15 protein-coding genes, 2 pseudogenes and 1 other annotated feature are annotated in these 24,678 nt (G+C 43.2%); of the genes and pseudogenes, 4 read left to right on the top strand and 13 right to left on the bottom strand.

Translation table 11 applies throughout. The features are described 5' to 3' along the window. Nucleotides 1-264: 264 nt before the first annotated feature. From ACMFL8_RS13840 to ahr, 3 genes are all read left to right on the top strand, one after another. Complete coding sequence (locus ACMFL8_RS13840) at nucleotides 265-1,563, top strand: efflux RND transporter periplasmic adaptor subunit (RefSeq protein WP_413191297.1); 1,299 nt, start codon at nucleotides 265-267, stop codon at nucleotides 1,561-1,563. After that, nucleotides 1,560-4,661, top strand: coding sequence for an efflux RND transporter permease subunit (locus ACMFL8_RS13835; protein ID WP_413191296.1), 3,102 nt, complete (start codon nucleotides 1,560-1,562; stop codon nucleotides 4,659-4,661). The genes ACMFL8_RS13840 and ACMFL8_RS13835 overlap by 4 nt, the downstream gene beginning before the upstream one ends. A 510-nt stretch (nucleotides 4,662-5,171) precedes the next feature. After that, entirely contained in the window at nucleotides 5,172-6,179 is a 1,008-nt protein-coding gene (gene ahr / locus ACMFL8_RS13830; RefSeq protein ID WP_189586973.1) for an NADPH-dependent aldehyde reductase Ahr, read from the top strand. Nucleotides 6,180-6,267: 88 nt separating this feature from the next. Here ahr and ACMFL8_RS13825 read toward each other — a convergent pair whose 3' ends face one another. The 11 genes and pseudogenes from ACMFL8_RS13825 to ACMFL8_RS13775 form a co-directional block, all read right to left on the bottom strand. Next, a complete protein-coding gene (locus ACMFL8_RS13825; RefSeq protein WP_189586974.1) occupies nucleotides 6,268-6,675 on the bottom strand; it encodes a MerR family transcriptional regulator in 408 nt (135 codons plus the stop codon). Between the two features lie 422 nt (nucleotides 6,676-7,097). Then, nucleotides 7,098-7,871, bottom strand: coding sequence for an STAS/SEC14 domain-containing protein (locus ACMFL8_RS13820; protein WP_413191295.1), 774 nt, complete (start codon nucleotides 7,869-7,871; stop codon nucleotides 7,098-7,100). 138 nt (nucleotides 7,872-8,009) lie between these two features. After that, entirely contained in the window at nucleotides 8,010-11,108 is a 3,099-nt protein-coding gene (locus tag ACMFL8_RS13815) for an efflux RND transporter permease subunit (protein ID WP_413191294.1), read from the bottom strand. Beyond that, nucleotides 11,105-12,241, bottom strand: a complete 1,137-nt coding sequence (locus ACMFL8_RS13810) for an efflux RND transporter periplasmic adaptor subunit (protein WP_413191293.1) — start codon at nucleotides 12,239-12,241, stop codon at nucleotides 11,105-11,107. The genes ACMFL8_RS13815 and ACMFL8_RS13810 overlap by 4 nt, the downstream gene beginning before the upstream one ends. A gap of 136 nt (nucleotides 12,242-12,377) precedes the next feature. Next, nucleotides 12,378-13,187 (bottom strand): MipA/OmpV family protein, encoded by an 810-nt coding sequence (locus ACMFL8_RS13805; RefSeq protein ID WP_413191292.1) that lies wholly within the window; start codon nucleotides 13,185-13,187, stop codon nucleotides 12,378-12,380. Nucleotides 13,188-13,303: 116 nt separating this feature from the next. Next, nucleotides 13,304-13,948 carry a TetR/AcrR family transcriptional regulator gene (locus ACMFL8_RS13800; protein WP_189586985.1) on the bottom strand — a complete coding sequence of 215 codons (645 nt, stop codon included), beginning with the start codon at nucleotides 13,946-13,948 and terminating at the stop codon, nucleotides 13,304-13,306. 733 nt (nucleotides 13,949-14,681) lie between these two features. After that, nucleotides 14,682-15,137 (bottom strand): annotated as a pseudogene (locus tag ACMFL8_RS13795) (DDE-type integrase/transposase/recombinase); the annotation flags it as partial. A gap of 22 nt (nucleotides 15,138-15,159) precedes the next feature. Next, on the bottom strand, nucleotides 15,160-16,128 hold the full coding sequence (locus ACMFL8_RS13790; protein ID WP_227523112.1) for an IS4 family transposase: 969 nt from the start codon (nucleotides 16,126-16,128) through the stop codon (nucleotides 15,160-15,162). Nucleotides 16,129-16,390: 262 nt separating this feature from the next. Then, nucleotides 16,391-16,717 carry a DUF779 domain-containing protein gene (locus tag ACMFL8_RS13785; protein ID WP_060995664.1) on the bottom strand — a complete coding sequence of 109 codons (327 nt, stop codon included), beginning with the start codon at nucleotides 16,715-16,717 and terminating at the stop codon, nucleotides 16,391-16,393. Nucleotides 16,718-16,901: 184 nt separating this feature from the next. Next, entirely contained in the window at nucleotides 16,902-17,930 is a 1,029-nt protein-coding gene (gene adhP, locus ACMFL8_RS13780) for an alcohol dehydrogenase AdhP (protein ID WP_413190417.1), read from the bottom strand. A 97-nt stretch (nucleotides 17,931-18,027) separates the two neighbouring features. Continuing rightward, nucleotides 18,028-19,554, bottom strand: coding sequence for an aldehyde dehydrogenase family protein (locus ACMFL8_RS13775; RefSeq protein ID WP_413190416.1), 1,527 nt, complete (start codon nucleotides 19,552-19,554; stop codon nucleotides 18,028-18,030). 507 nt (nucleotides 19,555-20,061) lie between these two features. Between ACMFL8_RS13775 and ACMFL8_RS13770 the strand changes: the two genes are divergently transcribed. Beyond that, complete coding sequence (locus ACMFL8_RS13770; protein ID WP_413190415.1) at nucleotides 20,062-20,631, top strand: transposase; 570 nt, start codon at nucleotides 20,062-20,064, stop codon at nucleotides 20,629-20,631. A 323-nt stretch (nucleotides 20,632-20,954) separates the two neighbouring features. Here the strand turns inward: ACMFL8_RS13770 and ACMFL8_RS13765 are convergent. Both ACMFL8_RS13765 and ACMFL8_RS13760 read right to left on the bottom strand, forming a co-directional pair. After that, a pseudogene (locus ACMFL8_RS13765) lies at nucleotides 20,955-21,724 on the bottom strand (IS3 family transposase); the annotation flags it as partial. Next, nucleotides 21,333-21,449 (bottom strand) — a sequence feature (AL1L pseudoknot). Its footprint overlaps the pseudogene before it by 117 nt. 169 nt (nucleotides 21,725-21,893) lie before the next feature. Beyond that, on the bottom strand, nucleotides 21,894-24,656 hold the full coding sequence (locus tag ACMFL8_RS13760) for a TrlF family AAA-like ATPase (protein WP_413190414.1): 2,763 nt from the start codon (nucleotides 24,654-24,656) through the stop codon (nucleotides 21,894-21,896). Nucleotides 24,657-24,678 lie beyond the last annotated feature (22 nt).

The following is a 24,678-nucleotide window of genomic DNA, read 5'->3' as shown; positions in this document are numbered from 1 at the left end:
GGTTGCATCATTATCGTGTTATTTGTACCACTACTTTTCAACTGTCTGAATATTTATACAAGGATGTATTATGAAACAGACGTCTACGCCTGCTTGTGCCACTGTTATCCCATTTTCATTTAGCCAATCTGCCTTTGCTCTTTTACTACTGACCCCATCGTTAGTGGGATAGGCTCGGTATTGCCAAAGTGTGCGATCAAAAAACACATTCCAATGACCGACTATCTTAATTTTTATTATTGCCCGTATTTATAGAGACCTATCATGAGCGATCTTGAAGAAACCAATCCTAAACCATCTTCTCAATCTGAGCTGCCACCATATCGTCAACCTGACACGCTGGCTAATGCTAATAAGTCTTCGTCGAAATTGCCGCTATGGTTGTTGCCAGTATTGGGCATTGTGCTGGTCATGGGTGTTCTGCTTGGAAAATACTGGGGTGCTAGTGATAAAGCGATGAATGACGAGGCGCTAGCATCTGCCAGTACACAAAATGATGGCACCCCTACTAGCGACGCTAGTACAGAACAATCTGTATTATCGGTAGAAACGGTGATGCCAAGCCAAGATACGATTGGCAATACGTTAAGTGCTGACGGCACCATCAATGCCAAAGACGTGGCTAATGTCAGCGCTAAAGTCAATGGTGTGGCTATTGAGCGCGTACTGGTTGAGGAAGGTGAGCGGGTCAAAGCAGGTCAAGTATTGGCGATATTTGATACCGATGCCATGGAGCAGCAAGTCTTGCAAGCAGAGGCCGATGTGGCAGAAGCTGAAGCAACGCTTGCCAATGCCAGCGCTGATGCCGCACGTGTCTTGCCGTTGGTAGATATTGATGCCATTAGCAAACAAGAGGCCGATCGCTATCGTACCTCTGAGATGCGAGCTAGAGCGTCTTTGCAGGCCTCCAAAGCCCGCTTAAATAATCAGCGCTTAACGCTAGACAATTCAAAGGTTATGGCGCCTGTCAGCGGTATTATCAGTGAAAAAATGGTGGAAGTTGGGATAGTGGCTGGCGGTGAGCCACTGTTCACGATTATCAAAGGTGGTGTTTTGGAGTGGCGGGCAGATATAGATCCTAAACTTATCGGTGACATCAATGTCGGCACATCGGTGCGAGTAGGATTGCCAAATGGTGATTCAGTGATGGGGCAAGTGAGCCGTATCGCACCGACGGCGGAAAATAACCGCCAGATCACTATTTATGCGAGTCTAGCGGCCAACTCAAAAGTACGCGCAGGCATGTATCAGACTGGCGAATTTTTACTAGGGAGTGCCAGCACCCAAACGATTCCTAATAGCGCCATCGTTAGCAATGACGGTTATGATTATGTGATGCTAGTGACCAGTCTTACAAACCAAGACGGTAAGTCCATGGGTCGTATCAAGCAACAACGAGTGACTTTGGGCGCACGACTTGGCGAGAACGTAGCAGTGCTAGAGCCTCTGCCAAGCGATAGTCGTATCGTGAAGCAAGGCGGTAGTTTTTTGAACGATGGCGACCTAGTGCGTATAGTTAATGGTGTGAGCCAAACGAGTACAGCAACGCAGGCACAATCATGAGCTTAAACGTCTCCGCTTACTCGATCAAAAATCCGCTCGTGGCTATTCTGCTATTTGTGCTCCTAACCTTAGGCGGCATCTATGGCTTTATGAAAATGAAGGTACAGCAGTTTCCAGATATAGACTTGCCAGCGGTGGTCGTCACGGTGACCCTACCTGGGGCTGCGCCTTCGCAGCTCGAAAACGATATCGCAAAGAAAATTGAAAACAAACTAACCAGTATCGAAGGTGTGAGTCATATTCGTACCACCCTACAGACGGGTGCGGCGACCATTGCCACCGAGTTTACGTTAGAAAAAGACATTCAAGAAGCGGTCGACGATGTACGTTCGGCGGTTGGCGAAGTGCGTGGCGATCTACCAGCCGCAGCCAACGACCCAATCATTACCAAGGTGTCTACCGCAGGATTTCCAGTCGTTACTTACTCTGTCGCTGCTAACAATATGAGTGTAGAGGATCTGTCATGGTTCGTAGATGACACGATCACTAAACGGCTCTCTGATATACCAGGTGTCAGTACAGTCGGTCGTATCGGCGGGCTTCAGCGTGAGATTACGGTCGCAGCTGATCCTATCACTTTGAGTGGTTTGAAGTTTTCGATTACCCAGCTGTCACAGCAAATAGCAGGTATTCAACAAGATAGCTCAGGTGGTGAAGCAGAAGTGGGTAAAACCACCCAAACCATTCGCGTTTTGGGCGCGGTCGAGCGTGCAGGCGAGCTTAATGATCTACAAGTGGCTGTCCCTACAGGCGGTACTCAAGCGCTTGGACGTATGGCGCAAATCACTGATGGTGCGGCTGATCCTAGCTCTATCGCTAAGCTCGACGGTCAAACGGTGGTTGCATTTAATATCACTCGCTCGCGTGGTGCCAGTGAAGTTGAGGTAATGGAACTGGTCGATGACGAGCTTGCCAAGTTGACTGCCGATGTGGGCAATATCAGTATTGAAAAGGTCTATGATCGAGCGACGCCTATTGCGGAAGACTACCAAGCTTCATTACGCATGCTGATCGAAGGTGGTTTGCTTGCCGTGGTGGTGGTATTTCTGTTTTTACGCAATATTCGGGCGACTATTGTTGCCGCTGTGGCGTTGCCGCTGTCAGTGATTCCTACCTTCTTAGGTATGTACTTATTTGGCTTTAGTCTCAATATTATCTCACTACTGGCATTGTCATTGGTCATTGGGGTACTGGTCGATGATGCAATCGTCGAGGTCGAAAACATCATCAGGCATTTAAGGATGGGCAAGACGCCTTATGAAGCGGCGATGGAAGCCGCTGATGAGATTGGTTTGGCTGTTGTCGCCACTACCTTTACCTTGATTGCTGTGTTTTTACCGACGGCCTTTATGGGCGGTATTGTTGGGCAGTTTTTCCGTCAATTCGGTTGGACGGCTGCGTTATCGATTTTTGCATCGCTTATGGTGGCGCGTCTGATCACACCTATGATGGCTGCATACATCTTACGACCCGAGAAAAAGCATGTCGAAAAGCAAAGCGCATTGATGACGTGGTATCTCAAAATTGTCTCATGGACGCTTCATCGTCGTTGGCTAACTATGGGTGCAACGTTGGTATTGTTTGTGGCCTCGTTGGCATTAGTGAAACTACTACCGACTTCTTTTATTCCAGACAACGATATTGACCAAACCCGTGTGGCTATTGAGCTAACCCCTGATGTGTCGCTCGCAGATACGGAGCGCGTGTCAGCGCTTGCCAGTGCGCGCATTTTAGCCATGCCTGAAGTGACGAATATCTTTACGTCAGTGGGAGAAGCACAAGCATCCCTGAGTTCAGAGTCTGGTGGTAGCAAAGCGGAGAATATTGCCAGTTTGGATATTGTGCTTGCACCGCGTGCGGAGCGGGGCACTAAGCAAGAAATAGAACGTAAAATCAGTAAGTTGATGACAGAAGTACCTGGCGCTCGCTTTACCGTTGGACTATCAAGTGGTGGTGAGAGTGGCTATAATTTTTCGTTAACCAGTACCAGTCCACAGCTGCTTGAGCAGACTGTTCAGCAGATCATGACTGAAATTCGAGGTTTGCCAAGCGTAGGTGCTGTGACCAGTGATCGCAGTTTGCCACGTCAAGAGCTAACGGTGACACCAGATAGGTTAGCGATGGCTGATAAAGGCGTGACCACGCAAGATATCGCTACGACTTTACGTGTGGCGACTGTCGGCGACTACGAACAGCGCTTATCCAAGCTCAATCTGGATACGCGTCAGATTCCTATTGTGGTGCGTCTGCCAGATGTTGCCAAACAAAATGTCAGTCAGTTAGAGGGCTTGTACGTACCAAACTCACTACCAGCAGGTCAAGGCGTACGTGTGGGCGAAGTCGCTGCGTTAGATTTTGGCACAGGTCCTGCTCAGATAAGTAGGTTGGATCGAGAGCGTGCTATTAGCATTACGGTGCAGCCGGCAGATGGTGAGCTGGGCGATTTGGTGCAAGCGGTTAAATCAGTGCCGACCATGCAACAATTGCCGCCTTCTATTACCATCATCGATCAAGGTCAAGCCGAAAATATGGCAGATCTCTTTAGTGGCTTTATCATTGCGATGTCAGTGGGTGTGGTTTGTATATTAGGCGTGCTTATCTTATTATTTGGTCGGTTGTTGCAGCCATTTACCATTTTGATGGCATTGCCTCTATCAATAGGCGGTGCGTTTGTCGGCTTGGTTATTACCAACAGTAGCCTATCGATGCCCTCGATGATTGGTTTTATTATGCTCATGGGCATTGCGACCAAAAACTCGATTCTGTTGGTTGATTATGCCTTGATTGCCCAACGTCGCGGGCTGGCACGTTTTGAGGCGATTGTTGATGCCTGTCATAAGCGTGCGCGTCCTATCATCATGACCACCATCGCAATGGGGGCGGGCATGTTGCCATTGGTGTTTGGTTGGGGTGATGCTGACCCTACTTTTAGGCGACCGATGGCAGCAGCGGTATTGGGTGGTCTAGTGACTTCAACGCTGCTGAGTTTGGTGGTCATCCCAGTCGTCTATACGTTGATGGATGATCTGTCAGGATGGTTTGCTAAATGGCTTGTGCCAAGTGGCAAAGAGCAGACAACGACGGACAGTAAAATATGATTTAACGTCTTTGTTTGATCGTATACATGACCTAGCATTAGCAGTAATAATGCTAGGTCTGACACAGACAAGCCCATACTTATTGATTAAGTATGGGCTTGCTGTCATTTTATAAGCACACAAGCACACAAGCACACAAGCACACAAGCACACAAGCACACAAGCACACAAGCACACAAGCACAAACGATGTGATTGCCCTGCTAGTTACTACCGCAAAGCCATGCATGTCATTATGAATCCAATGTCTCTGTCGACAATCATGCTGAACATTCCGATTGAGGCGGCAAAGCGATAGTGTTGGTGATTCGTCGCCTTTCAAGTACGAGGCTTTGTATTATGATAGTCTTACAACTATTGACTTGGATGGTATAAATTAACCAATCTTTGGTCAGGCCAGTTTAACTTATCGACGACCCTTTTTTGAATGGGAAAAATTTGAATCGTTAGAAACGACTGGCTCATTTGTTATGAGCGCTCCTCCATAAATACTATTAAATAAGGAATAATGATGATTAATGCATACGCAGCAAAAGAGAAAGGCGGCGAGTTTGTGCCTTATCAATATGATCCTGGCACCTTAGGCGATCACGAAGTAGAAATCGAAGTGCATAGCTGCGGTGTCTGCCACAGTGATCTTTCTATGTGGCAAAACGAATGGGGTATGACCGAATATCCGTTTGTCGGTGGGCATGAAGTTGCAGGTAAAGTCCTCGCAAAAGGCAAGCACGTAAAGCATCTTGAGCTTGGCGATAAAGTCGGTCTTGGCTGGCATAAAGGATACTGCAATATTTGTGATCTATGTATCGGCGGTGACCATAACCTCTGTGCTAAGCAGGAAGGAACCATCATTGGTAACCATGGCGGCTTTGCCGATAAAGTACGCGCAAAAGATACCAGCGTTATCAAAATTCCTGAAGGGCTTGATTTCAATGCGGTAGGGCCACTGCTGTGTGGTGGCGTCACAGTATTTAACCCACTAATGCAATACGATATCAAACCAACCTCTAGAGTAGCGGTTATCGGTATTGGTGGTCTGGGTCATCTTGCGCTTCAGTTTGCTAATGCGTGGGGCTGTGAAGTGACAGCATTTACCAGCGAATCAAAGATGGAAGAAGCAAAAGAGTTGGGTGCTCATCACTCTTTAAACTCAAGAGATGAGAACGAAATCAAAAAAGCAGCGGGCTCTTTTGATTTAATCATATCAACAGTGAATGTTGATATGAATTGGGATGTCGTTATTAAGACGTTGAGACCAAAAGGTAAACTGCATTTTGTTGGTCTATTAGAAGCGCCGTTAGAGATAGTGGCTGCACCAATGATCATGGCTCAAAACAGCCTATCAGGCTCGCCAGTCGGCTCACCGTCGACCCTGCGAAAAATGCTAGATTTTGCTGCTCGACATAATATTCAGCCAGTGACTGAAACCTATAAAATGTCTGAGATAAATGAAGCATTCGAGAGACTAGAAAGCGGTAACGCTCGCTATCGAGTGGTATTAGAAAGAGATCAAAAATAATTAATCTCCGCTAAGCACGACTGTCGTGGTGACAATTCATCTCATAGATGGAGTGCCACTGCGTCTGCTGTTGGTAATCGCCAAAGTATTATTGAATATTTGCTTTGCCAATATTATCTGATTTCATTTCTTTTAAAGCAGTATGGCGCGCACTAAGTTGGTTAATCACATTGATTAAATTGACTTGTTGACGCTGCGCTTGAGCAATCTTTTCGGAAATCACATCCATTTGCTTATCAATATCGAGAGTGCCATCATAATAATCATTCAACCAGACTTTAAGTTCGTTGAGATTAAAACCGACCGCTTGTGCATTTTTGATAAGGTCGATACGCTCGACACATTCTGGATGAAACTCAGTGTATAGGCGCGAACCTGCTTGGCGCTTACGGGATTTTAGTAAACCCATATCATGATAATGGCGCACAGTGTCTTTGGTGGTATTGGCTTGCATCGCCAACGTTCCTATTAATAAAAATGACGTGTCAGATACCATATAGTAACCTCAAAAACTAGTAACCTCAAAAACGTAGTGTCCATTTCACTCTAGACTGTTATGTCTACCTTTAGTCGTATTTGCTTAAAAATATACCGAGACTGTTATATACCGAAACTGTCATTAGATGAACAGTGTCAGCAGCAAAAGTATCGCTAATATGCTCAATATTGCTATCGCCGATAGTAAAGCCCATGTTGTTTGAGCATGTTTTCTGACCATTTGATGGTGTCCTAAATCATATCGATAGAATATAAGTGCAGTAATTTTGAATATTGAGAACATATCAAGACGCTTCTAAAGTAAGCGTTTAAATGTCTCATTGAGCCAATATTATTATTAGTTCGACTTACAAATAGAGCAGCCCTCCTTTTGAAGAGCTGTTGGTAAAAGCAAATATGTCAGTTATCGTTCTATAAAGGCTATTTCACCAGCTCAGCATCAAGCCAAGCAAGCGCCTCATTTTCCTGATCGGCAGTAAAGGTTTTGATGTCCACTTTTGGAAAAATTGGGTTCATCGTTTCAATGAATGTACACATCCAGCGCGGTGCGCCGACGATAGCGTAGCGCTCTAGTTTTTTCATAGCAGCCACTTTCATGGATAGTAAACCGCTGCTGTGTATAAGGATAGAGGGATCGAAACCATCAAAGTTTTTCATTCGGGCAAGCAATCTTACCGTGTCATGATCATTAAGGAATTGCTCAAGCTTTTGCGTGACGCTTGGCATTTCACTTGAGGACAATACACCGTCCACCTCAAAAGCGAGCACGTTGTCTTTATTCGTAGGCAAGAAACGAATGGCGCCACGCTTTTCTATAGGCTGCTCGGATTTCTCAGCTGCCCAGTTTAAGGCGTCTGCTTTCTCACTTGAAGAAAATACTTTCATCTCTAACATCGGCAGTAGTCGATCAGCGATTGAGATAGCCGCTTTTGGCCATTCTTTATCTGACACAAAAGCGCATCTCTTAAGCTGCTTTATGTGGCTAAACAGCTCCATGTCCGCTTTAGTTCCTTCTACTATCGAATTCGCAGTCATGTCCGTCAGCTCTGTGATATCAATATAGAGACCAATTTGATCATGCTCTTGTAGCTTTTTTTCCAAAACATGACGATATTCTTGTAGGCCTTCGCCAGTCAGCGTTCCATCGAGGAATAGGGCGATGACATGATCTGGAGCATTTATTTGTTTTAACATAATTTTATCCTTATATTATATTTATCAACTTTCAAATTTTGCAAAACCCAGCAGACAGCAGGTATGTCTCATTTGCTATCTGCTAAAGGCTTTACACGTAAACGCTCAAGAGAGCGAATGCTTGTATTAAGTAAGTGATTAATCGTGTTCGTTACTTTCTCTTTTCGTTGTAACTGGCTCCAAATTTTTCTCTGGTGGCAGCTCAACCAATTTAGCCAGCTTTGGTTTTATCCATAGTTCAAAGTCTTCGATCAACTCATAGACCACGGGTACCAAAATAAGCGATAACAATGTCGAGCTAATCAGCCCTCCAATGACGGCAATAGCCATAGGCGCACGGAACTCTGATCCTTCGCCCAGTGCTAGCGCGGTAGGAACCATCCCCGCCGCCATGGCTATCGTTGTCATCACGATTGGACGTACACGCTCACGGCAAGCCGAGAGTAATGCCTCTCTTTGTGATGCGCCTTTATTTTCAGCTTCAATGGTAAATTCGACCAATAAAATTGAGTTTTTAGCCGCCAACCCCATGAGCATCAATAAGCCAATCAGTGCTGACAAATCAAGCGAGCTGCCTGCTATCAATAGACCCAAAAATGCACCCGCTAGTGATAAAGGCAATGCCGCTAATATCGTAATCGGCTTAAAGAAGCTCTTGAATAACAGCACCATCACGCCGTAGATGAGACCGATACCCGCCAATATGGCAATACCAAAGCTAGAAAAAAGCTCATTCATGGTTTCACTATCACCAAAGGCAGGTTGAGTCACGTCAGAGGGTAGGTTCTGGAGAGTATCTAGTTGATCAATGGCGGCTGTTGCTTCTCCCAAGGTCACGCCATTGAGCTGTGCTTCGATAGTGGCACGGCGCTTACGATCATAGCGATCAATACGTGATGCACCCGGTTGGAAACTGAGATCAGCCACTGCTGACAAAGGAACTGAGGTTCCGTTAGATGTTGGTACTTCTAAGTTTCCAAGGGTTTTTAAATCGGTACGTGCGCTATCAGGCAAGCGCACACGAATAGGCAAACGCTGATCACCCGTATTGAATTTGGCAGTATTGGAATCGACATCACCAAGGGTGGCGACACGAATCACTGAGCCAAGCGTACTAGAGGTAATACCCAGACGAGCTGCTTCAGCTGGTTTGGGCGTTATAATCAGCTCCGAGCTGGGTCTAGGTGTCACTTGATGCACATTACTAAGCTCGGCAAGCTCACGCATTTCGCGTTCAAGCTTGAGAGTCGATTCAGATAACGCATCAGCGTTTTCACTGGCTAAGACAATTTGCAGCGTGGTACTACCGCCGCCGCCAGCCTGACCAAAACCGATACGCACGTCAGGAACACTCAGCAATAGAGCACCTAGTGAGCTTTGGAAAGATTGTGTTGATTGTGATCTTTCTTCTGTAAGCAGTACCGTTGCTTGCCCAGAGCTCACATCACCATTACTAGAGTTTGAACCGATCGAGGTAAATACTGTTTTTATCTCGTCTAAAGCAAGCAATTTTTTGGTTAGGACATCATTACTACGGCGCATGTCATCCAAGGTTGCCCCAGGCGCGCCTTCAATAGACAGTTGAACAATACCGTTATCTTGTGGAGGTGTCACACCTGTTGGTAGCAGAGTGGCTAGAAAAACAGAGCCGCCGAGTAGCAATCCAGCTAGACCAAGTGATGTCCAACGGTACACGAGCGCAAGATCTAGCACTGTGCGGTAAATACCTTTAAAGGGTTTTGGTTCATGTGGTTTGGTTGATGGCTTTAATAAATAGGCAGCCATTAAAGGAGTCAACAAGCGAGCGACTAACAGTGAAAACAATACTGAAATAGCAACCGTAAAACCAAACTCTTTAAAGAACTGACCGGCAAAACCACCCATCAATGATACTGGTAAAAATACAACGACAATCGTTGCTGTGGTTGCTACTACTGCCAGCCCAATTTCATCTGCCCCTACCAATGAAGCCTCATAGGGACTTTGACCTGTTTCAATACGCTTTTGAATATTTTCTATTTCAACGATCGCATCATCGACCAAAATACCAATAACCAACGTTAAAGCGAGTAGGGTAATCATGTTTAAGCTAAAACCCATCCAGCTCATCACCGCAAAGGTCGGAATGAGAGAAATCGGCATCGCTGCAGCGGCAATGAGCGTCGCGCGCCAGTTACGTAAAAACAGAAATACTACGATGGCGGCAAGCAACATCCCTTCTATCAAAGCGCTCAGAGTAGCCGTAAAACTATTTTGTGTACTGGTAGCTGTCGATACAATGCGCTCAAATTTTACATCAGGATAGTCTTTTGCCAACTGGCTAGTGGCGCTAGCAATGGCATCTGCTACCGCAACATCAGAGGCAGCTTTGGTTTTTTTGACTTGAAAGCCAACGACCGATTGACCGTTTAGAGAAGCAAATCCACGTCTTTCGGCTGCACCACTAGAGACCGTGGCAACATCAGAGAGCTGAACAGTATTGCCACTGATACTAGGGATGACCAAGTTATTTAGTGCTTGTACCGATTCGGCCGCGCCAAGTACGCGCACTGTTTGTTCGCGCTCACCAATTTCAGAACGTCCACCAGGCACATCGGTGCTTGATGTTCGTAATGCATCATTGATATTGGGCGCTGTCAAACCTAATGCTTGCAGACGATTGGGGTCGAGTGTGACATTAATCTCTCGGTTGATGCCACCAACCAAATCGACTTGTGCGACCCCTTCTTGCGTAATTAACTGACGCGCGACGGTATCCTCTACAAACCAGCTAAGCTCGACATCCGTCATCGTTTCGGTAGAGACGGCATACGTGACGATAGGTGCTGAGTCTATATCAAAACGCTGTACGATAGGTTCTTCAATACTAGACGGCAGACTGCTTCTGATGCGATCAATAGCTGAACGAACTTCGTCCGTTGCTTTTTGTGCATCTTCACCAATTTCGAACTCAATCGTACTGGATGACAAGCCCTGTGTGACAACGGATTGCACATGTTTGACGCCAGAGACATTGGATACGGCAGCTTCAACGGTACGAGTAATCTGAGTTTCAACTTCGCTTGCTGCTGCACCTGATAAGGTAACGCTTACTTGGACAATCGGAAATGAGACGTCTGGATAAAGTTTAATAGGGAGAGCGCGGTAACCGCTCATCCCTGCAATCATGAGTACAATGAATAGGAGGACAACTGGGATTGGGTTGCGAATTGCCCATGCCGAAATGTGCAAATTCATGGTGTCACCTTCGTGGCTGGTGCAACCTTGTCTGATACAGCGTCAGGCTCATTTGCTTTATTGATTGGATTGACTGCATCACCATTCAATAAGAAAGCACCACCGCCAAGTGCAACACGAGTACCGACGGCTGGTCCGTTTTTGATTTCAACAAAACCATCGGTTCGAGCGCCAGTTTCTACCACAACACGCCGCGCCAAATTGTCTTTATCAATGACGATTAATAGCGCACCACTGGCCTCAAACTGTACGGCTTTTTCAGGGACAGCAGGGACAGGTGTAGAAACCTGCTGAAAAACAACTTTCGCATAACCACCCGCTCTTAGCTCAGGGTGGGTTGGAAGCTGTACCCGCACATGACCCAGTTTCGTTTCTGGATCGATACGAGGTGATAGTAGTCTCACTTTACCTTGTAACTCAGCGCCCGATGGTAATATGACCGTTGCAGCTTGACCAATAGTAATAGTAGCAAGATCATCTTCAGGTACTTCAGCATCCATTTCAATTAAGCTATTGCTGGCAAGACGAAACATAGGTTGCGACTGCCCCGAGACATCTCCAAGACGCACGATGCGCTCAAGTACAAACCCATTTACTGGAGAGCGTACTTCCATAAGGTTGCGCTGTGTTTGTAATTCATTTAATTGGGCTTGAGCTACCTCAACCCCAGCATTTGAGTTCTTCGCTTTAGCCACTCGGGTCGCAATCTCCTCTTCTGAAAATGCACCGATGTCCTCATAGCCTTTGATGCGATCAGCTTCAGCGCTTGACTGGTTTGCAAGGGTTTTAGCTTGAGTAAGGTTGGCTTCCGCTTGAGCGATTTTGGCTAAGAGTAGACTTGGATCAAGACGAGCCAATACCTGATTTTTCTTAACGGTTGACCCTTCATCGACCAGCAATTCAGCTACTCGATAGCCTGATATCTCGGAACCAACTGCCACTTCTTGGCGCGGTAACAGTAATCCAGAAGCAGTCACACTTCCAGTCATAGGACGTAATATGACCGTATCTACACTAACCGTCCGAATACTCGATTCTTCCGACTTTGTATCGATAACCTCATGTTCTTTTGAACATGCCGCTGTCAAAGCCAGTACGACACTAAGGGGGAAAGCCCAGTATTTAATATTCATTGTAATTCTCTATGTTTTAGGGCTTATTGGGATGTACTATTACAACCACCTATTAGTGCCTGAAGTAACTGCTCTGAGCGTTGTAGCACATCAAATCTAACGCCTGTTGTTGCTAAAAATATCATCAGCTTTTTTATCAGAATTTGTAGCCGACACTAGCGCCTACGAGACCACCAGTACGTGATGTGGTAATTGGGCTATCTGCCGCTTCACTACCAAGCTGATAAACCCCTGCATTTAACGTCGAAAATACTTTCGGTGTATAGATATGAGTCCAAGAGGCACCCACACCATAACGTCTGATACCAGCACTGGCATCATAAGTAGCTAGACCAGAGTTATTTGATTGCTCTGGTGTGACACCAAAATACCCCTCCATGATGTCTTGATCCGCCCAATTTATAGAGGCATCAAAATTGAGGCTGTCTTTAGGGCCTAAAGGTAGCGCATAACCAACCCCTAATTTAAGTTCAGTGCCACTTACATCGCCACCTAAGCCTTGCTTAATGGTGCTATTCACAGAAAATGGTTGTAGATCCCATTTCACAAAAGCACCTAAATTGGCACTTGGATCAATGTCACCAAGTCCTTTTAAGCGTTCGTGGTCGCTCTCGTCACGCCCAGGTTGATAAGAAAGAACAGGCCCGATAGATAAACCCTTTTTGGTCGATAAGTCATAGCCTATGCCGCCAAGCGCACCCGCAAAAAAACGACCATTACGATAATTAATCAGTGGTAAAACACTGGTCTTATAATCTTCTGATCCCTCATATTCTGGTGAGTAAGCCAAACCAGCACCCACTGTGAAATTCGACTCATTTTTATTACTGGCGTTCGATTCTGACTGAGCGATAGCCGCCGTACTCATTCCTAGAGTGGCGAGTACCAGTAGTGTAATAGCAGATGGGTACAGTGAGTTTTTTAAGCTTTTTGCATGCGGGTTCATGATTAATTTCTCTTTTAAGACTGTTGGTCTATATATGACTGTTGGTCACGGTTAGGTAAAAAAAAGCGTGTATAGGTCGGCGTGCTAAAAATTTAAAATGGGGTTAATAGTGTTACTTAGTCTTTAGTCTGCGGGATAGGCTGGTTATGATGTACCAATCCAGCGATCATAAAACTCGTTACTTCTTCCAAATGTTGCTCATGATCAATGTCGCCAAGATAACCGCTCCATATGAGCTGTATCGCACCCCAAAACATTGACTGGAGGCCAAAAATTAGCAGATTGATCGGTTTGTTTGGAAACAAGCCCTGTTCAATACCTTCAACCATAAGTTGGTGGGTAAAAATACTGACTCGCGATTCAGCTTCTTGCATCTCGGTCAGTAAATTACTAGGCAGTTGCGCGCGAAATTCAGCTCGGCTGCAAAACATGAATACTCGATGCAGCTCTTTACTAGATAAGTGCATCTCCCATGCCGCGCGAATATAACAGCGAAGCCGGTCGAGCACAGGCATCGACTGATCGAGAAGACCTATTTCACTTGCCATGCGTTTTTGAAAGCGAATGGCGAGTCGTACATAAATCTCATTTTTACTTTCAAAATGCTTATAAATAGTGCCTTTACCGACCTCAGATTTTTTTGCGATTTGCTCAACAGTGACTTGTTCCCAGTCATCTGACCCAAACAGACTCAAAGCGGCATCGAGAATTTCCTGACCGCGTTGTTCGAATTCGCGAATCTTGCGCTCTTGAATACCCATAATCTACACCTATTCATGTTGTGACTGCTGGTCATTGTATAGACTGACAGTCATAGTAACAAGTATTTCTATAAAAATGAATATATATATTTATCATTTTTTTGAAGAGAAGCCTTCGATCTCATCGAGATAGTGAACGCTGATTGATTAGGGCGTGTTGAATATTCGCGAGTCAGTGCCATGGTCGAATGTTCAACACGCCCTAAATTCTCTCAAGTTCAAGTTTACAGATTTTATAGGAGAGGTCAGTTTTTTGAGCGCATAAAAAACCCCTGCTATTGAATCGAAAATAGCAGGGGTAAATATCTAAGTGAGAGGATGATACTTGATTACTCAGTATGATAAATAATTACTCAATGACAGTTTTGTCAGCGAGTAATAAAGTATCATCCTAAAAGGATCGTAAACTATTGATTTTATTATACGACATTTTATACAGAAAATAATAAAGTGTCATCCTAGCAAAGTGCTTTTAATAAAACTTCTTCTTTTTGGAGTAATAAAGTATCATCCTAGAAAAATTTTAAAATTAGAGTCATTAACTTTAGAATACTTTAAGTTAGTTTTAAATCATTGATTGTGATTGAGTATCTAGTACTTTGCGCACTTCCTAGGGTTGAATAACCCATTTGTTCAAGAACCTGCTTCGGTGTGTAAGGGCTAAATAGCTCACTGAGAGTATAGTGAAAACCACAATCTTCTATCCCAAATACATAATCAAAAAATACTTGAGTCAGGCAGCGATGCCTGACAGGGTTAAATTATCATAATACCGCTTTTCAAAATCAAAAGGTGACACATAACCAATCGTACTATGCAGTCGTGTTTTATTGAACCAATCTACCCACTCAAGGGTTGCTAGTTCAACATCGTTCACACCAGTCCAGTTTTGCTTTAAATAATGAATCACCTCAGACTTATAAAGCCCATTGACCGTTTCAGCCAATGCATTGTCGTATGAATCGCCTGTTGTACCAACAGAATCAATCACGCCGCAGTCTGTCATTTTATCCGTGTAGCGAATGGATAAATACTGAACCCCTCGATCACTGTGATGAATGACATCTTTGGGATAGTTTCTATCTGCTATTGCTTGGTTTAATGCCGCCATCACCATATCGGTATTCATCCGATTCGATACTTTCCAGTCCACAATAGCGCGAGCAAACACATCAATAATAAAAGCGGTATCTCTGCACACGACAAAAAAATCATCCCCACCCGATTTTCATAGGTTTAGGGGTTAAAAAGCTAACTAACTGTCGAAATACAGTCTTATCATTGTTAAAGAACACCAAGTGAAGGCCCTCAATCAACACATCCAGGCCAAGCGCAAACAAACTGGCTTGAGGTCGAGCGTTTGACTTTAACTTGCGCTTTAACGGCTTATCTTTGTCTTTATAAATACCGACATGATAAGCCCAACAAAATGCTAAGGCGTTCACTGCGACTAATTTACTGACCCGATCAAGATGGGTTAAGTGGGTATCTTCAAGATTAAAGCCACGGCCCTTTAGACAAGCAAATAAAGTCTCAATCTCCCAACGCTTAGCATAGCTTGTCATCGCATCCACTGTTTCTAGTTGATTGGTGGCCACAATCACTAAACCATAGTCTTTATCACGCTTGGCAAATACTCGAACCAAACAACCATCGACAGTCAGTATTCGTCCATGTCGATATGTTTCTTGATGGCTAACATGGCGTAATAACTCTTTAATCTGTACCAACTTGCCATGATGATTCTTAACTTTACTGTTCTTCTTAATCCGTATGGCAAAGGGTATGTGATTATTGGTGAGCCAGTTAAACCATTTTTCGCCAACAAACTCTCTGTCTGCTACTATCATCTCAAGGTTATCTTTGCCAAATTGTTTGATAAACCGCTCAATAAGTTCACAGCGTTCAAGATGGTTTGTATTACCTCGCTTATCTAGCATTTGCCAGTATAAGGGGATGGCTATCCCTTTATATACCACCCCTAGCATAAAGATGTTGAGGTTACTTTTACCCCATTTCCAGTTGGTGCGGTCAATGGTTAAGGTGAGTTTGCCTAGCCCAAATAGTCGATATATCATTAAAGCCAGTTGATCGTAGTCTATCCTCGCTTCGGCAAAAAATCGCTGTAGTCTGCGATAGTGACTGTCGGTCTTGCCACCCTTAGGAAGGTGTCTTGCTATTTTTTTTAAGATTACTGCTTTGAGCAGTAATCAGGGCTATTATCATTAGGCTCAAACATGTGATTCTTGCCTTGTTCATACTCAGGTTTTGGGTTAAAGTTTCACTAAGTCTGTTAAAGTTTGGCATGGTCTGATTCGTCTTAAAAATTACTATTATGCCTTTGCTTTAACAGACTTTTTTGTTTTTTTGTCGTGTGCAGAGCAATAAGACATAAAATGCGCTGATATGAGACTGATAGCTTCTTGTGAATAAAGTAGTAGTTTACACCGCACATACTTCTGAACGGACGATAAAGCGCTTACCTTCAGGTATCTCAAGCGAAAAACTGGCCCCGCGTCCATCGACCACATCGATGGTTAAATCCGTATGTTGCCAAAGTTTATGCTGCGCTTTACCCATATAAAAGGGACAGCCAGCGAGCTCACCGATGAGCACGTCTTGGCCGCCCACTTTAAACTCGCCCAATGGATAACACATCGGTGAGCTACCATCGCAGCAGCCGCCAGATTGATGGAACATCAGGTCACCGTGTTTGGACTTTAATAGCTCAATTAACGCAACGCAGGCTTCTGTCGCTTCAAGTTTCATAACGTGCTCCTTATTTTTAAACTTTTACCCAAACTAATCGGTAAAATATAAAAGGCCGCATCATCATCACTCACATCATTAATAGCATGTGGCTGAAAACGATACGACCTGTTATTTGTGACCAAACGTCGTAATTATCGAGATAATTTCTAAAAAATAAAAATGTCTCAAATAATTGACATGTCTACATAGAGTAATCAATGACGATGCGACCCTCAATCTTACCATCACGCATACGATCAAAAATGTCATTGATGTTTTCAAGTGGCTCAGCGGCAACAGTCGCTTTTACTTGACCTGCCGCTGCCATATCTAGCGACTCTTGTAGGTCCAGGCGTGTACCAACGATTGAGCCACGAATGGTAATACCATTTAGTACCGTATCAAAGATAGAGACAGGGAAGTCGCCTGTTGGCAGACCATTACAGACTAAAGTACCACCGCGGCGCAGCATGGTCAGCGCTTGATCAAAGGCCTTAGAGGAGACGGCTGTCACTAGCACACCATGAGCACCGCCGATCTCTTCTTGCAGATACTCACCAGGATCGGTGTTTTTGGCATTGACGGTGACTTTTGCCCCCAGTTTTTTGGCAAAATCGAGCTTTTCATCGTCAATATCGACGGCAGCAACGTTCAGTCCCATGGCAATGGCGTACTGTACCGCCATGTGACCAAGTCCACCGATACCTGAAATGACGACCCAATCACCTGGTTTGGTGTCTGTCATTTTCAGACCTTTATATACCGTCACACCCGCACATAGAACTGGTGCAATCTCAACAGAGTCAACGCTCTCAGGAATAATGCCAACATAGTCAGCATCTGCCAATACGTATTCTGCAAAGCTACCATTCACTGAGTAGCCAGAGTTCTTTTGACTTAGGCACAGGGTTTCCCAGCCACCTAGACAGTGCGTACAGTGACCACAGGCAGAGTAGAGCCAAGGCACACCGACACGGTCGCCTTCTTTAATATGCTTAACACCTTCACCCACAGCAGTGATCAGGCCGACACCTTCATGACCAGGGATAAACGGGGGGCTTGGTTTGACTGGCCAATCGCCTTCGACAGCGTGCAGGTCGGTATGACAGACACCTGATGCCTGCATTTTTACTACAATTTGACCAGGACCTGGGGTAGGGATATCAACTTCTTCAATCTGCAGAGGTTGGTTGAACTCATGCAGAACCGCAGCTTTCATTTTATTAGCCATGTTACTTTCTCCTTATCGTGGATGGTGAGTTGATAGATGTCATATCTACCAACTCATTATTTTATGGTGGCTGCCATAAAGTGCGTGACAGACAGGCTTAAAAGAAGCCCATCTTTTTGGGACTATAAGAAACCAGCATGTTTTTGGTTTGCTGATAATGATCAAGCATCATTAGGTGGTTTTCGCGGCCGATACCCGATTGCTTGTAGCCACCAAATGCAGAATGCGAAGGATAGATGTGGTAGCAGTTGGTCCACACGCGACCTGCTTGGATGCCACGTCCGAAGCGATAGGCTTTGTGTACACTGCGTGTCCAGACTCCAGCACCAAGACCATATAAGGTATCATTGGCAATGCTCATGGCCTCTTCGTCGTCTTTAAATTTCGTGACGGCAAGTACTGGTCCAAAGATTTCTTCTTGGAACACGCGCATATCATTGGTGCCTTCAAAGATGGTCGGTTTCACATAATAACCGTCGCCAAGCTCGCCATCGTGTTTGGCTTGCTCGCCGCCAACCAAGACTTTTGCGCCTTCTTTTTTACCGATATCCAGATAAGATAAGATTTTTTCTAACTGGTCTGAGCTGGCTTGGGCACCAATCATGGTGTCAGTGTCTAGTGGATTGCCCATTTTGATGGCTTCAACACGCTCGACACAGCGTTTGATAAATTCATCATAAATACTCTCATGTACCAGCGCACGCGACGGACAGGTACAAATCTCACCTTGGTTTAAGGCAAACATGACCAAACCTTCAACGGCTTTATCCAAGAAATCATCGTCTTCGTCCATGACATCAGCAAAGAAGATATTTGGACTCTTACCACCCAGCTCTAGGGTAACTGGAATGATGTTTTCACTGGCGTACTGCATGATTAGGCGACCAGTAGTCGTCTCACCAGTAAAGGCAACTTTATTGATACGTGGATTGGAGGCAAGCGGCTTACCAGCTTCAACTCCGAAACCGTTGACCACGTTGAGGACACCTTTTGGTAAGATATCAGCAATCCCGATCGTCTCTAGCATAAATAGGATAGAGGCAGGCGTTTGCTCTGCAGGCTTGAGTACTATACAGTTACCAGCAGCAAGCGCAGGGGCTAGCTTCCATACTGCCATGAGGATCGGAAAGTTCCATGGGATAATTTGGCCGACGACACCAAGTGGCTCATGGAAGTGATAAGCAACCGTGTCATCATCAATTTGACTGATGCCGCCTTCTTGTGCACGAATGGCACTGGCAAAATAGCGAAAGTGATCGACAGCTAATGGAATGTCTGCTGCTAGGGTTTCACGTACAGGCTTGCCGTTTTCATACGTTTCGGCAATGGCGATGGCTTCTAAATTGGCTTCCATCTTATCTGCAATTTTGAGCAGTAGATTGGCACGTTCAGCGACACTGGTTTTGCCCCAAGCGTCTTTGGCAGCATGAGCAGCGTCTAAGGCTTTTTCAATATCCGCTTCTTTTGAACGGGCGACTTGGCAGATGACTTTACCGTCAATGGGGCTGGTGTTGTCAAAGTATTCTCCATCGGCTGGTGCGACCCACTCACCATTGATAAAGTTGTCATATTTTTCGCGGAATTGGACGGGGCTGTTTTCTGTATTGGGATAGGCGTGTAGCATTAACGACTCCTTGTTGTATTAATTTATAAAGCAAATAAACGTTCAAGCCTTTGATATATGATCTTTTGAGGTCATATCTATAAAGTCACTTGCACGGTTTTGCTGGATCTTCCTGATCAGGTTGACAGTCTATCCTACTGAACTTTTATACATATAGATAGGTACTTTTAGTAAAGCAAATCAGGTTGTTTCATAAATTTAGGCTCTGCACACGACAAAAAAACAAAAAAGTCTGTTAAAGCAAAGGCATAATAGTAATTTTTAAGACGAATCAGACCATGCCAAACTTTAACAGACTTAGTGAAACTTTAACCCAAAACCTGAGTATGAACAAGGCAAGAATCACATGTTTGAGCCTAATGATAATAGCCCTGATTACTGCTCAAAGCAGTAATCTTAAAAAAAATAGCAAGACACCTTCCTAAGGGTGGCAAGACCGACAGTCACTATCGCAGACTACAGCGATTTTTTGCCGAAGCGAGGATAGACTACGATCAACTGGCTTTAATGATATATCGACTATTTGGGCTAGGCAAACTCACCTTAACCATTGACCGCACCAACTGGAAATGGGGTAAAAGTAACCTCAACATCTTTATGCTAGGGGTGGTATATAAAGGGATAGCCATCCCCTTATACTGGCAAATGCTAGATAAGCGAGGTAATACAAACCATCTTGAACGCTGTGAACTTATTGAGCGGTTTATCAAACAATTTGGCAAAGATAACCTTGAGATGATAGTAGCAGACAGAGAGTTTGTTGGCGAAAAATGGTTTAACTGGCTCACCAATAATCACATACCCTTTGCCATACGGATTAAGAAGAACAGTAAAGTTAAGAATCATCATGGCAAGTTGGTACAGATTAAAGAGTTATTACGCCATGTTAGCCATCAAGAAACATATCGACATGGACGAATACTGACTGTCGATGGTTGTTTGGTTCGAGTATTTGCCAAGCGTGATAAAGACTATGGTTTAGTGATTGTGGCCACCAATCAACTAGAAACAGTGGATGCGATGACAAGCTATGCTAAGCTAAGCGTTGGGAGATTGAGACTTTATTTGCTTGTCTAAAGGGCCGTGGCTTTAATCTTGAAGATACCCACTTAACCCATCTTGATCGGGTCAGTAAATTAGTCGCAGTGAACGCCTTAGCATTTTGTTGGGCTTATCATGTCGGTATTTATAAAGACAAAGATAAGCCGTTAAAGCGCAAGTTAAAGTCAAACGCTCGACCTCAAGCCAGTTTGTTTGCGCTTGGCCTGGATGTGTTGATTGAGGGCCTTCACTTGGTGTTCTTTAACAATGATAAGACTGTATTTCGACAGTTAGTTAGCTTTTTAACCCCTAAACCTATGAAAATCGGGTGGGGATGATTTTTTTGTCGTGTGCAGAGAAGCGGTATATACCCAACCGCTCAATGTCTTGATATAAGTAAAGTCTGCCACCCAGAGCTGGTTAGGGCGCTGAGCGCTAAAGTTACGATTAACCAAGTCATCAGCACGCTTTTGATCATCACAGCTGTGAGTTGTTATTTTACCCTTACCGCGCCAGATATCTTGTAGGCCGTGCTGACTCATTAAACGCTCGACGGTACACCAAGCAACCTTTAACCCGTCAGCTTTCATCTGCTGCCATACTTTACGCGCACCGTAACGGCATTTGCTGTCCTGCCAGATACGTTTGATTTCGCTGATGTAAAAGTCGTCATGCTGACTGCGTAGTGAACGCTTGTGTGGGTTGTCGCTTAAGTCTTGAGCACGATAATAAGTTGACGGGGCAATCGGTAGGACTCTACAGATCCGCTCGACCCTATACTTAGTTTTGTTATCATCAATAAAACTGATCTTTACTTGGGTGGACGGTCGAGCTCCGCCTGGGCGAAAAAAGCCGCAGCCTTACGTATAATTTCGTTGGCTTGCTTAAGCTCTCTATTTTCGCGCTCGAGATCCTTAATACGCTGCTCTTGACTTTGAGCTTGCACATTTGCAGGAATGGTTTGATTGATGTGTTTTTTATGTCACGATCTCAGGGTTTCAGGTGTGCAGCCAATCTTAGGGGCAATGGCTTGAATCGCTGACCAGATGGAGGGATAGTCGTTTGCTGCTTCGATCAGCATACGGACGGCGCGTTCTTTAATCTCAGGAGTGTAGTTTCGTGTTTTCATTGTCGTATTCTCTCAGAATGTTGAGTCTCCGACAATCCCGGGGCGGTTCATGACGCACTAGAGGTGGATATAAAGGATTTAATTTGACATCATATTCTCAGAAGAACTAGGCTAGTTATCGATACATAATCAGATAGCAAACCTAGTGTTTCATAACCCTCTCAATAAATCAAAAATTATATTTTTTTTCTCTTAATTTGAAGGCAATATCCCCCCCTTCAAGAATTTCACAAATATGCTCTTTTATGGTTTTAGATTCTAAAATCGAATCCTCAAATTTTGATTTAACGCTTGATTCAATACTTCCAGACTTATATTCGAATTTTTTATTACTTTTATTAGGTGTTTTAGATCCATGCTGATTAGCAACTATAATTTGCTCGCTATCAGCATTAACAACCACATTTGCATTATGCGTTACTAAGATAATTTGTCTTTGGGATTTTTTATCTTTAATATACTTTACTAACTCTGTATAAATCGCTCTATTATCTAAATCGTCTTCGGGTTGATCTATTATTATCGGACACTTTCTTTCGCTACAATCTAGACTCAGCTTTAAAACTACAAAAGCTTTTTTGCCTTGAGACATCTCAGTATAACTATCACCTTCGTATAGAACATCATAGCTAAGCTTAAACCAAGTCGTAGTTAAAAACTCCGAATAAAAATTTTCTTCTGTAAACCCTGATTTCAGCTTAATTAATCTACTATTTAGTGCCTCACTAATTTCATCAAAGCCCGATAGTAAACCTTCCACATCAAAAAATTGTGAGTTTGCAATATTTTGTGCCTTTTCTGGTTGCTGATTAATATACTTAACTATAAATTCACTAAATTTATCACTCTGAAATTTTGGTGTAGGTGATATTTCTAAGCTATTATCCTCAAGCACTTCAATCTCTTTAGTTAGAAGCAGAGGCTCTTTATTGATTAACTTCCAGTTAGCACGAGCATTAGTTAAAATTATACTAGATTCATTGCTAATTCCACTAATTTCGCCTTCTAGTTGTAGAATATTTTCAAGCTTTTGATTTTCGAAAGATTTCTGAATTATTAACGGTTTTATGGACTCAGTAGCTTTTAGGTATTGCTCTATTTGGTTAAACTTGCTATCTGCATTTATTAAAGAAATTTTCTTAACATAATAATCATTCTGAGTGTCCAGAGCTAGTTTAGCTCCTTGCTTTAACTCTTCCACTTGATTCTCAGCAAACGTCTCAATATTGGTAAGCTTTTCTTCTATAGTGTCTTTTATATACTGATAAAAAGGATTATCTAAAAATGGATTGCTAATTTCTAATACAACTTTTGCGCAGAGGTTATCCATGTCCTCTATAGTACTTTCGAGAGTGGTAAGATGACGTTCTAGTTCTTTTAAAGTGTCTTGTTTACTGCTATGTTTCTCAAGCTCTTCCTGAGTATAGCTTCCAACACTATACCTGTTTATTAATTGATCTAATCTATCAATCTGCTGTAAAACATCAGTTTTATTACCAATATTATTGGATTGTTCAAGCTTTTGATTAATAAGCTCTTGATTGCTAAAATAGTTCGAAAGCTGACTAGAATTCTGTTGTCTTAATCCTGCAATTTTTTTGTCACTATCTTCATAGGTTTTAGGATTTAATTGGAATAATATATCTTTAACTATACTTTCAATACCTTCTTCGTGTGTTTTATAGAACATATGACCTTGATAAAAATAGTCTATTGACCTTGTATCGTCTTCATTGCCATCTTGCCAAAATATTCTTATGTGATCTGAAATTTCTTTAATATGGTTTTCTGGTTCACCATTTTCCAAAGCATTAGGGGCAACCTTGTTAGCGATACACTTTACTAGTGTAGATTTGCCAGAAGAACGGCCGCCAATAATAGTATTAAGGTTTGGGTTCAAATAAAGAACTTTAGTAGCTATATTTTCATGACTAATTTTAATTCTATCAATCACTTCATAATCTGTTTTAGGTTCTGGTCTATTTAAACCTATATATACACGAGTTTCAGGTTCATGTAATATTTGTTTCAGACCTTCAAAAGATGGTTCAGACTTAATCCAACAATATCGCTGTTTGTCAGGTTCAAACAATTTGTCAAAATTATGTGCATCACTACCATGAATACAAGGTTTAAATGAGCCAAGTTTTTTTAAAAACTCATCTTTGTCTTCACTTTCCTTACCAAGGAAAAAATCTATATCTTTAGGGTTTGATGAAAAGATAACATCAGATAGTTTATAGATTGATTCTCGAAGCTTACTCAAAGTAGCATTTTCTGACTGTTGAAAAAACCTTTCATGACCTTGATATGATGAATTACCATCCTTATTGGAATTAGCGACCGTAATAATACAACTATCTTTAAAGGTTGGCATTTCTTTAAACGCATTTATTATGTCAGATGGGTTTAATATAAAATTACTAACTCCTTTTTTAAGTGCTACTCCATCATCCAATAGATAATTATTATCTACATCTTTTCCCAAGCGTATTAGATCATTCCTATCAAGGCTATAAGTCTTGGTATCAGAGTATGTAAATTTTAATAGTCTGGCAAACTGTGACTCGTAAATTGCGCAATGGTCTGGATCTAATAGGAGATGTAGATTAATCAGCCCTCCCTTATCGGTGCTAGGTGTTATTCTTAATTCAATATTCGGTATTAAGAAAATCTTGTCGATTCTATCTTTTTCTATATCACTAAAGCTCTGATTGGTATGTACTTCTTTCTGAAACTGCTTAACTTTTTTATAATTTTCAACATTAAAATAATCAGTAATTCCTATCACTTTAATTTCTTTCTCTAGGGCCTTTTTAAACAGTTCGACACAAAAATCCTCAAAAGTTATATCACCAAATTGATCGTTTTTGGCAGTTCCTTTTGTATGAACATGTAAATCCCAACGACCCCATTCTGAACCTCGATACATGTTAACGTCCTTATTACCCAAT

It is taken from the genome of Psychrobacter sp. AT9 (assembly GCF_047272965.1).
Classification (GTDB): domain Bacteria; phylum Pseudomonadota; class Gammaproteobacteria; order Pseudomonadales; family Moraxellaceae; genus Psychrobacter; species Psychrobacter glaciei.
This window is presented reverse-complemented; position numbering and strand designations above follow the sequence as displayed.

Bases quoted from the DNA above. Each gene is read 5' to 3' on its own strand.
- ACMFL8_RS13840 (WP_413191297.1), top strand. From the start codon at position 265: ATGAGCGATCTTGAAGAAACCAATCCTAAACCATCTTCTCAATCTGAG.
- ACMFL8_RS13835 (WP_413191296.1), top strand. From the start codon at position 1,560: ATGAGCTTAAACGTCTCCGCTTACTCGATCAAAAATCCGCTCGTGGCT.
- ahr (WP_189586973.1), top strand. From the start codon at position 5,172: ATGATTAATGCATACGCAGCAAAAGAGAAAGGCGGCGAGTTTGTGCCT.
- ACMFL8_RS13825 (WP_189586974.1), bottom strand. From the start codon at position 6,675: ATGGTATCTGACACGTCATTTTTATTAATAGGAACGTTGGCGATGCAA.
- ACMFL8_RS13820 (WP_413191295.1), bottom strand. From the start codon at position 7,871: ATGTTAAAACAAATAAATGCTCCAGATCATGTCATCGCCCTATTCCTC.
- ACMFL8_RS13815 (WP_413191294.1), bottom strand. From the start codon at position 11,108: ATGAATTTGCACATTTCGGCATGGGCAATTCGCAACCCAATCCCAGTT.
- ACMFL8_RS13810 (WP_413191293.1), bottom strand. From the start codon at position 12,241: ATGAATATTAAATACTGGGCTTTCCCCCTTAGTGTCGTACTGGCTTTG.
- ACMFL8_RS13805 (WP_413191292.1), bottom strand. From the start codon at position 13,187: ATGAACCCGCATGCAAAAAGCTTAAAAAACTCACTGTACCCATCTGCT.
- ACMFL8_RS13800 (WP_189586985.1), bottom strand. From the start codon at position 13,948: ATGGGTATTCAAGAGCGCAAGATTCGCGAATTCGAACAACGCGGTCAG.
- ACMFL8_RS13785 (WP_060995664.1), bottom strand. From the start codon at position 16,717: ATGAAACTTGAAGCGACAGAAGCCTGCGTTGCGTTAATTGAGCTATTA.
- adhP (WP_413190417.1), bottom strand. From the start codon at position 17,930: ATGGCTAATAAAATGAAAGCTGCGGTTCTGCATGAGTTCAACCAACCT.
- ACMFL8_RS13775 (WP_413190416.1), bottom strand. From the start codon at position 19,554: ATGCTACACGCCTATCCCAATACAGAAAACAGCCCCGTCCAATTCCGC.
- ACMFL8_RS13770 (WP_413190415.1), top strand. From the start codon at position 20,062: ATGATATATCGACTATTTGGGCTAGGCAAACTCACCTTAACCATTGAC.
- ACMFL8_RS13760 (WP_413190414.1), bottom strand. From the start codon at position 24,656: ATGTATCGAGGTTCAGAATGGGGTCGTTGGGATTTACATGTTCATACA.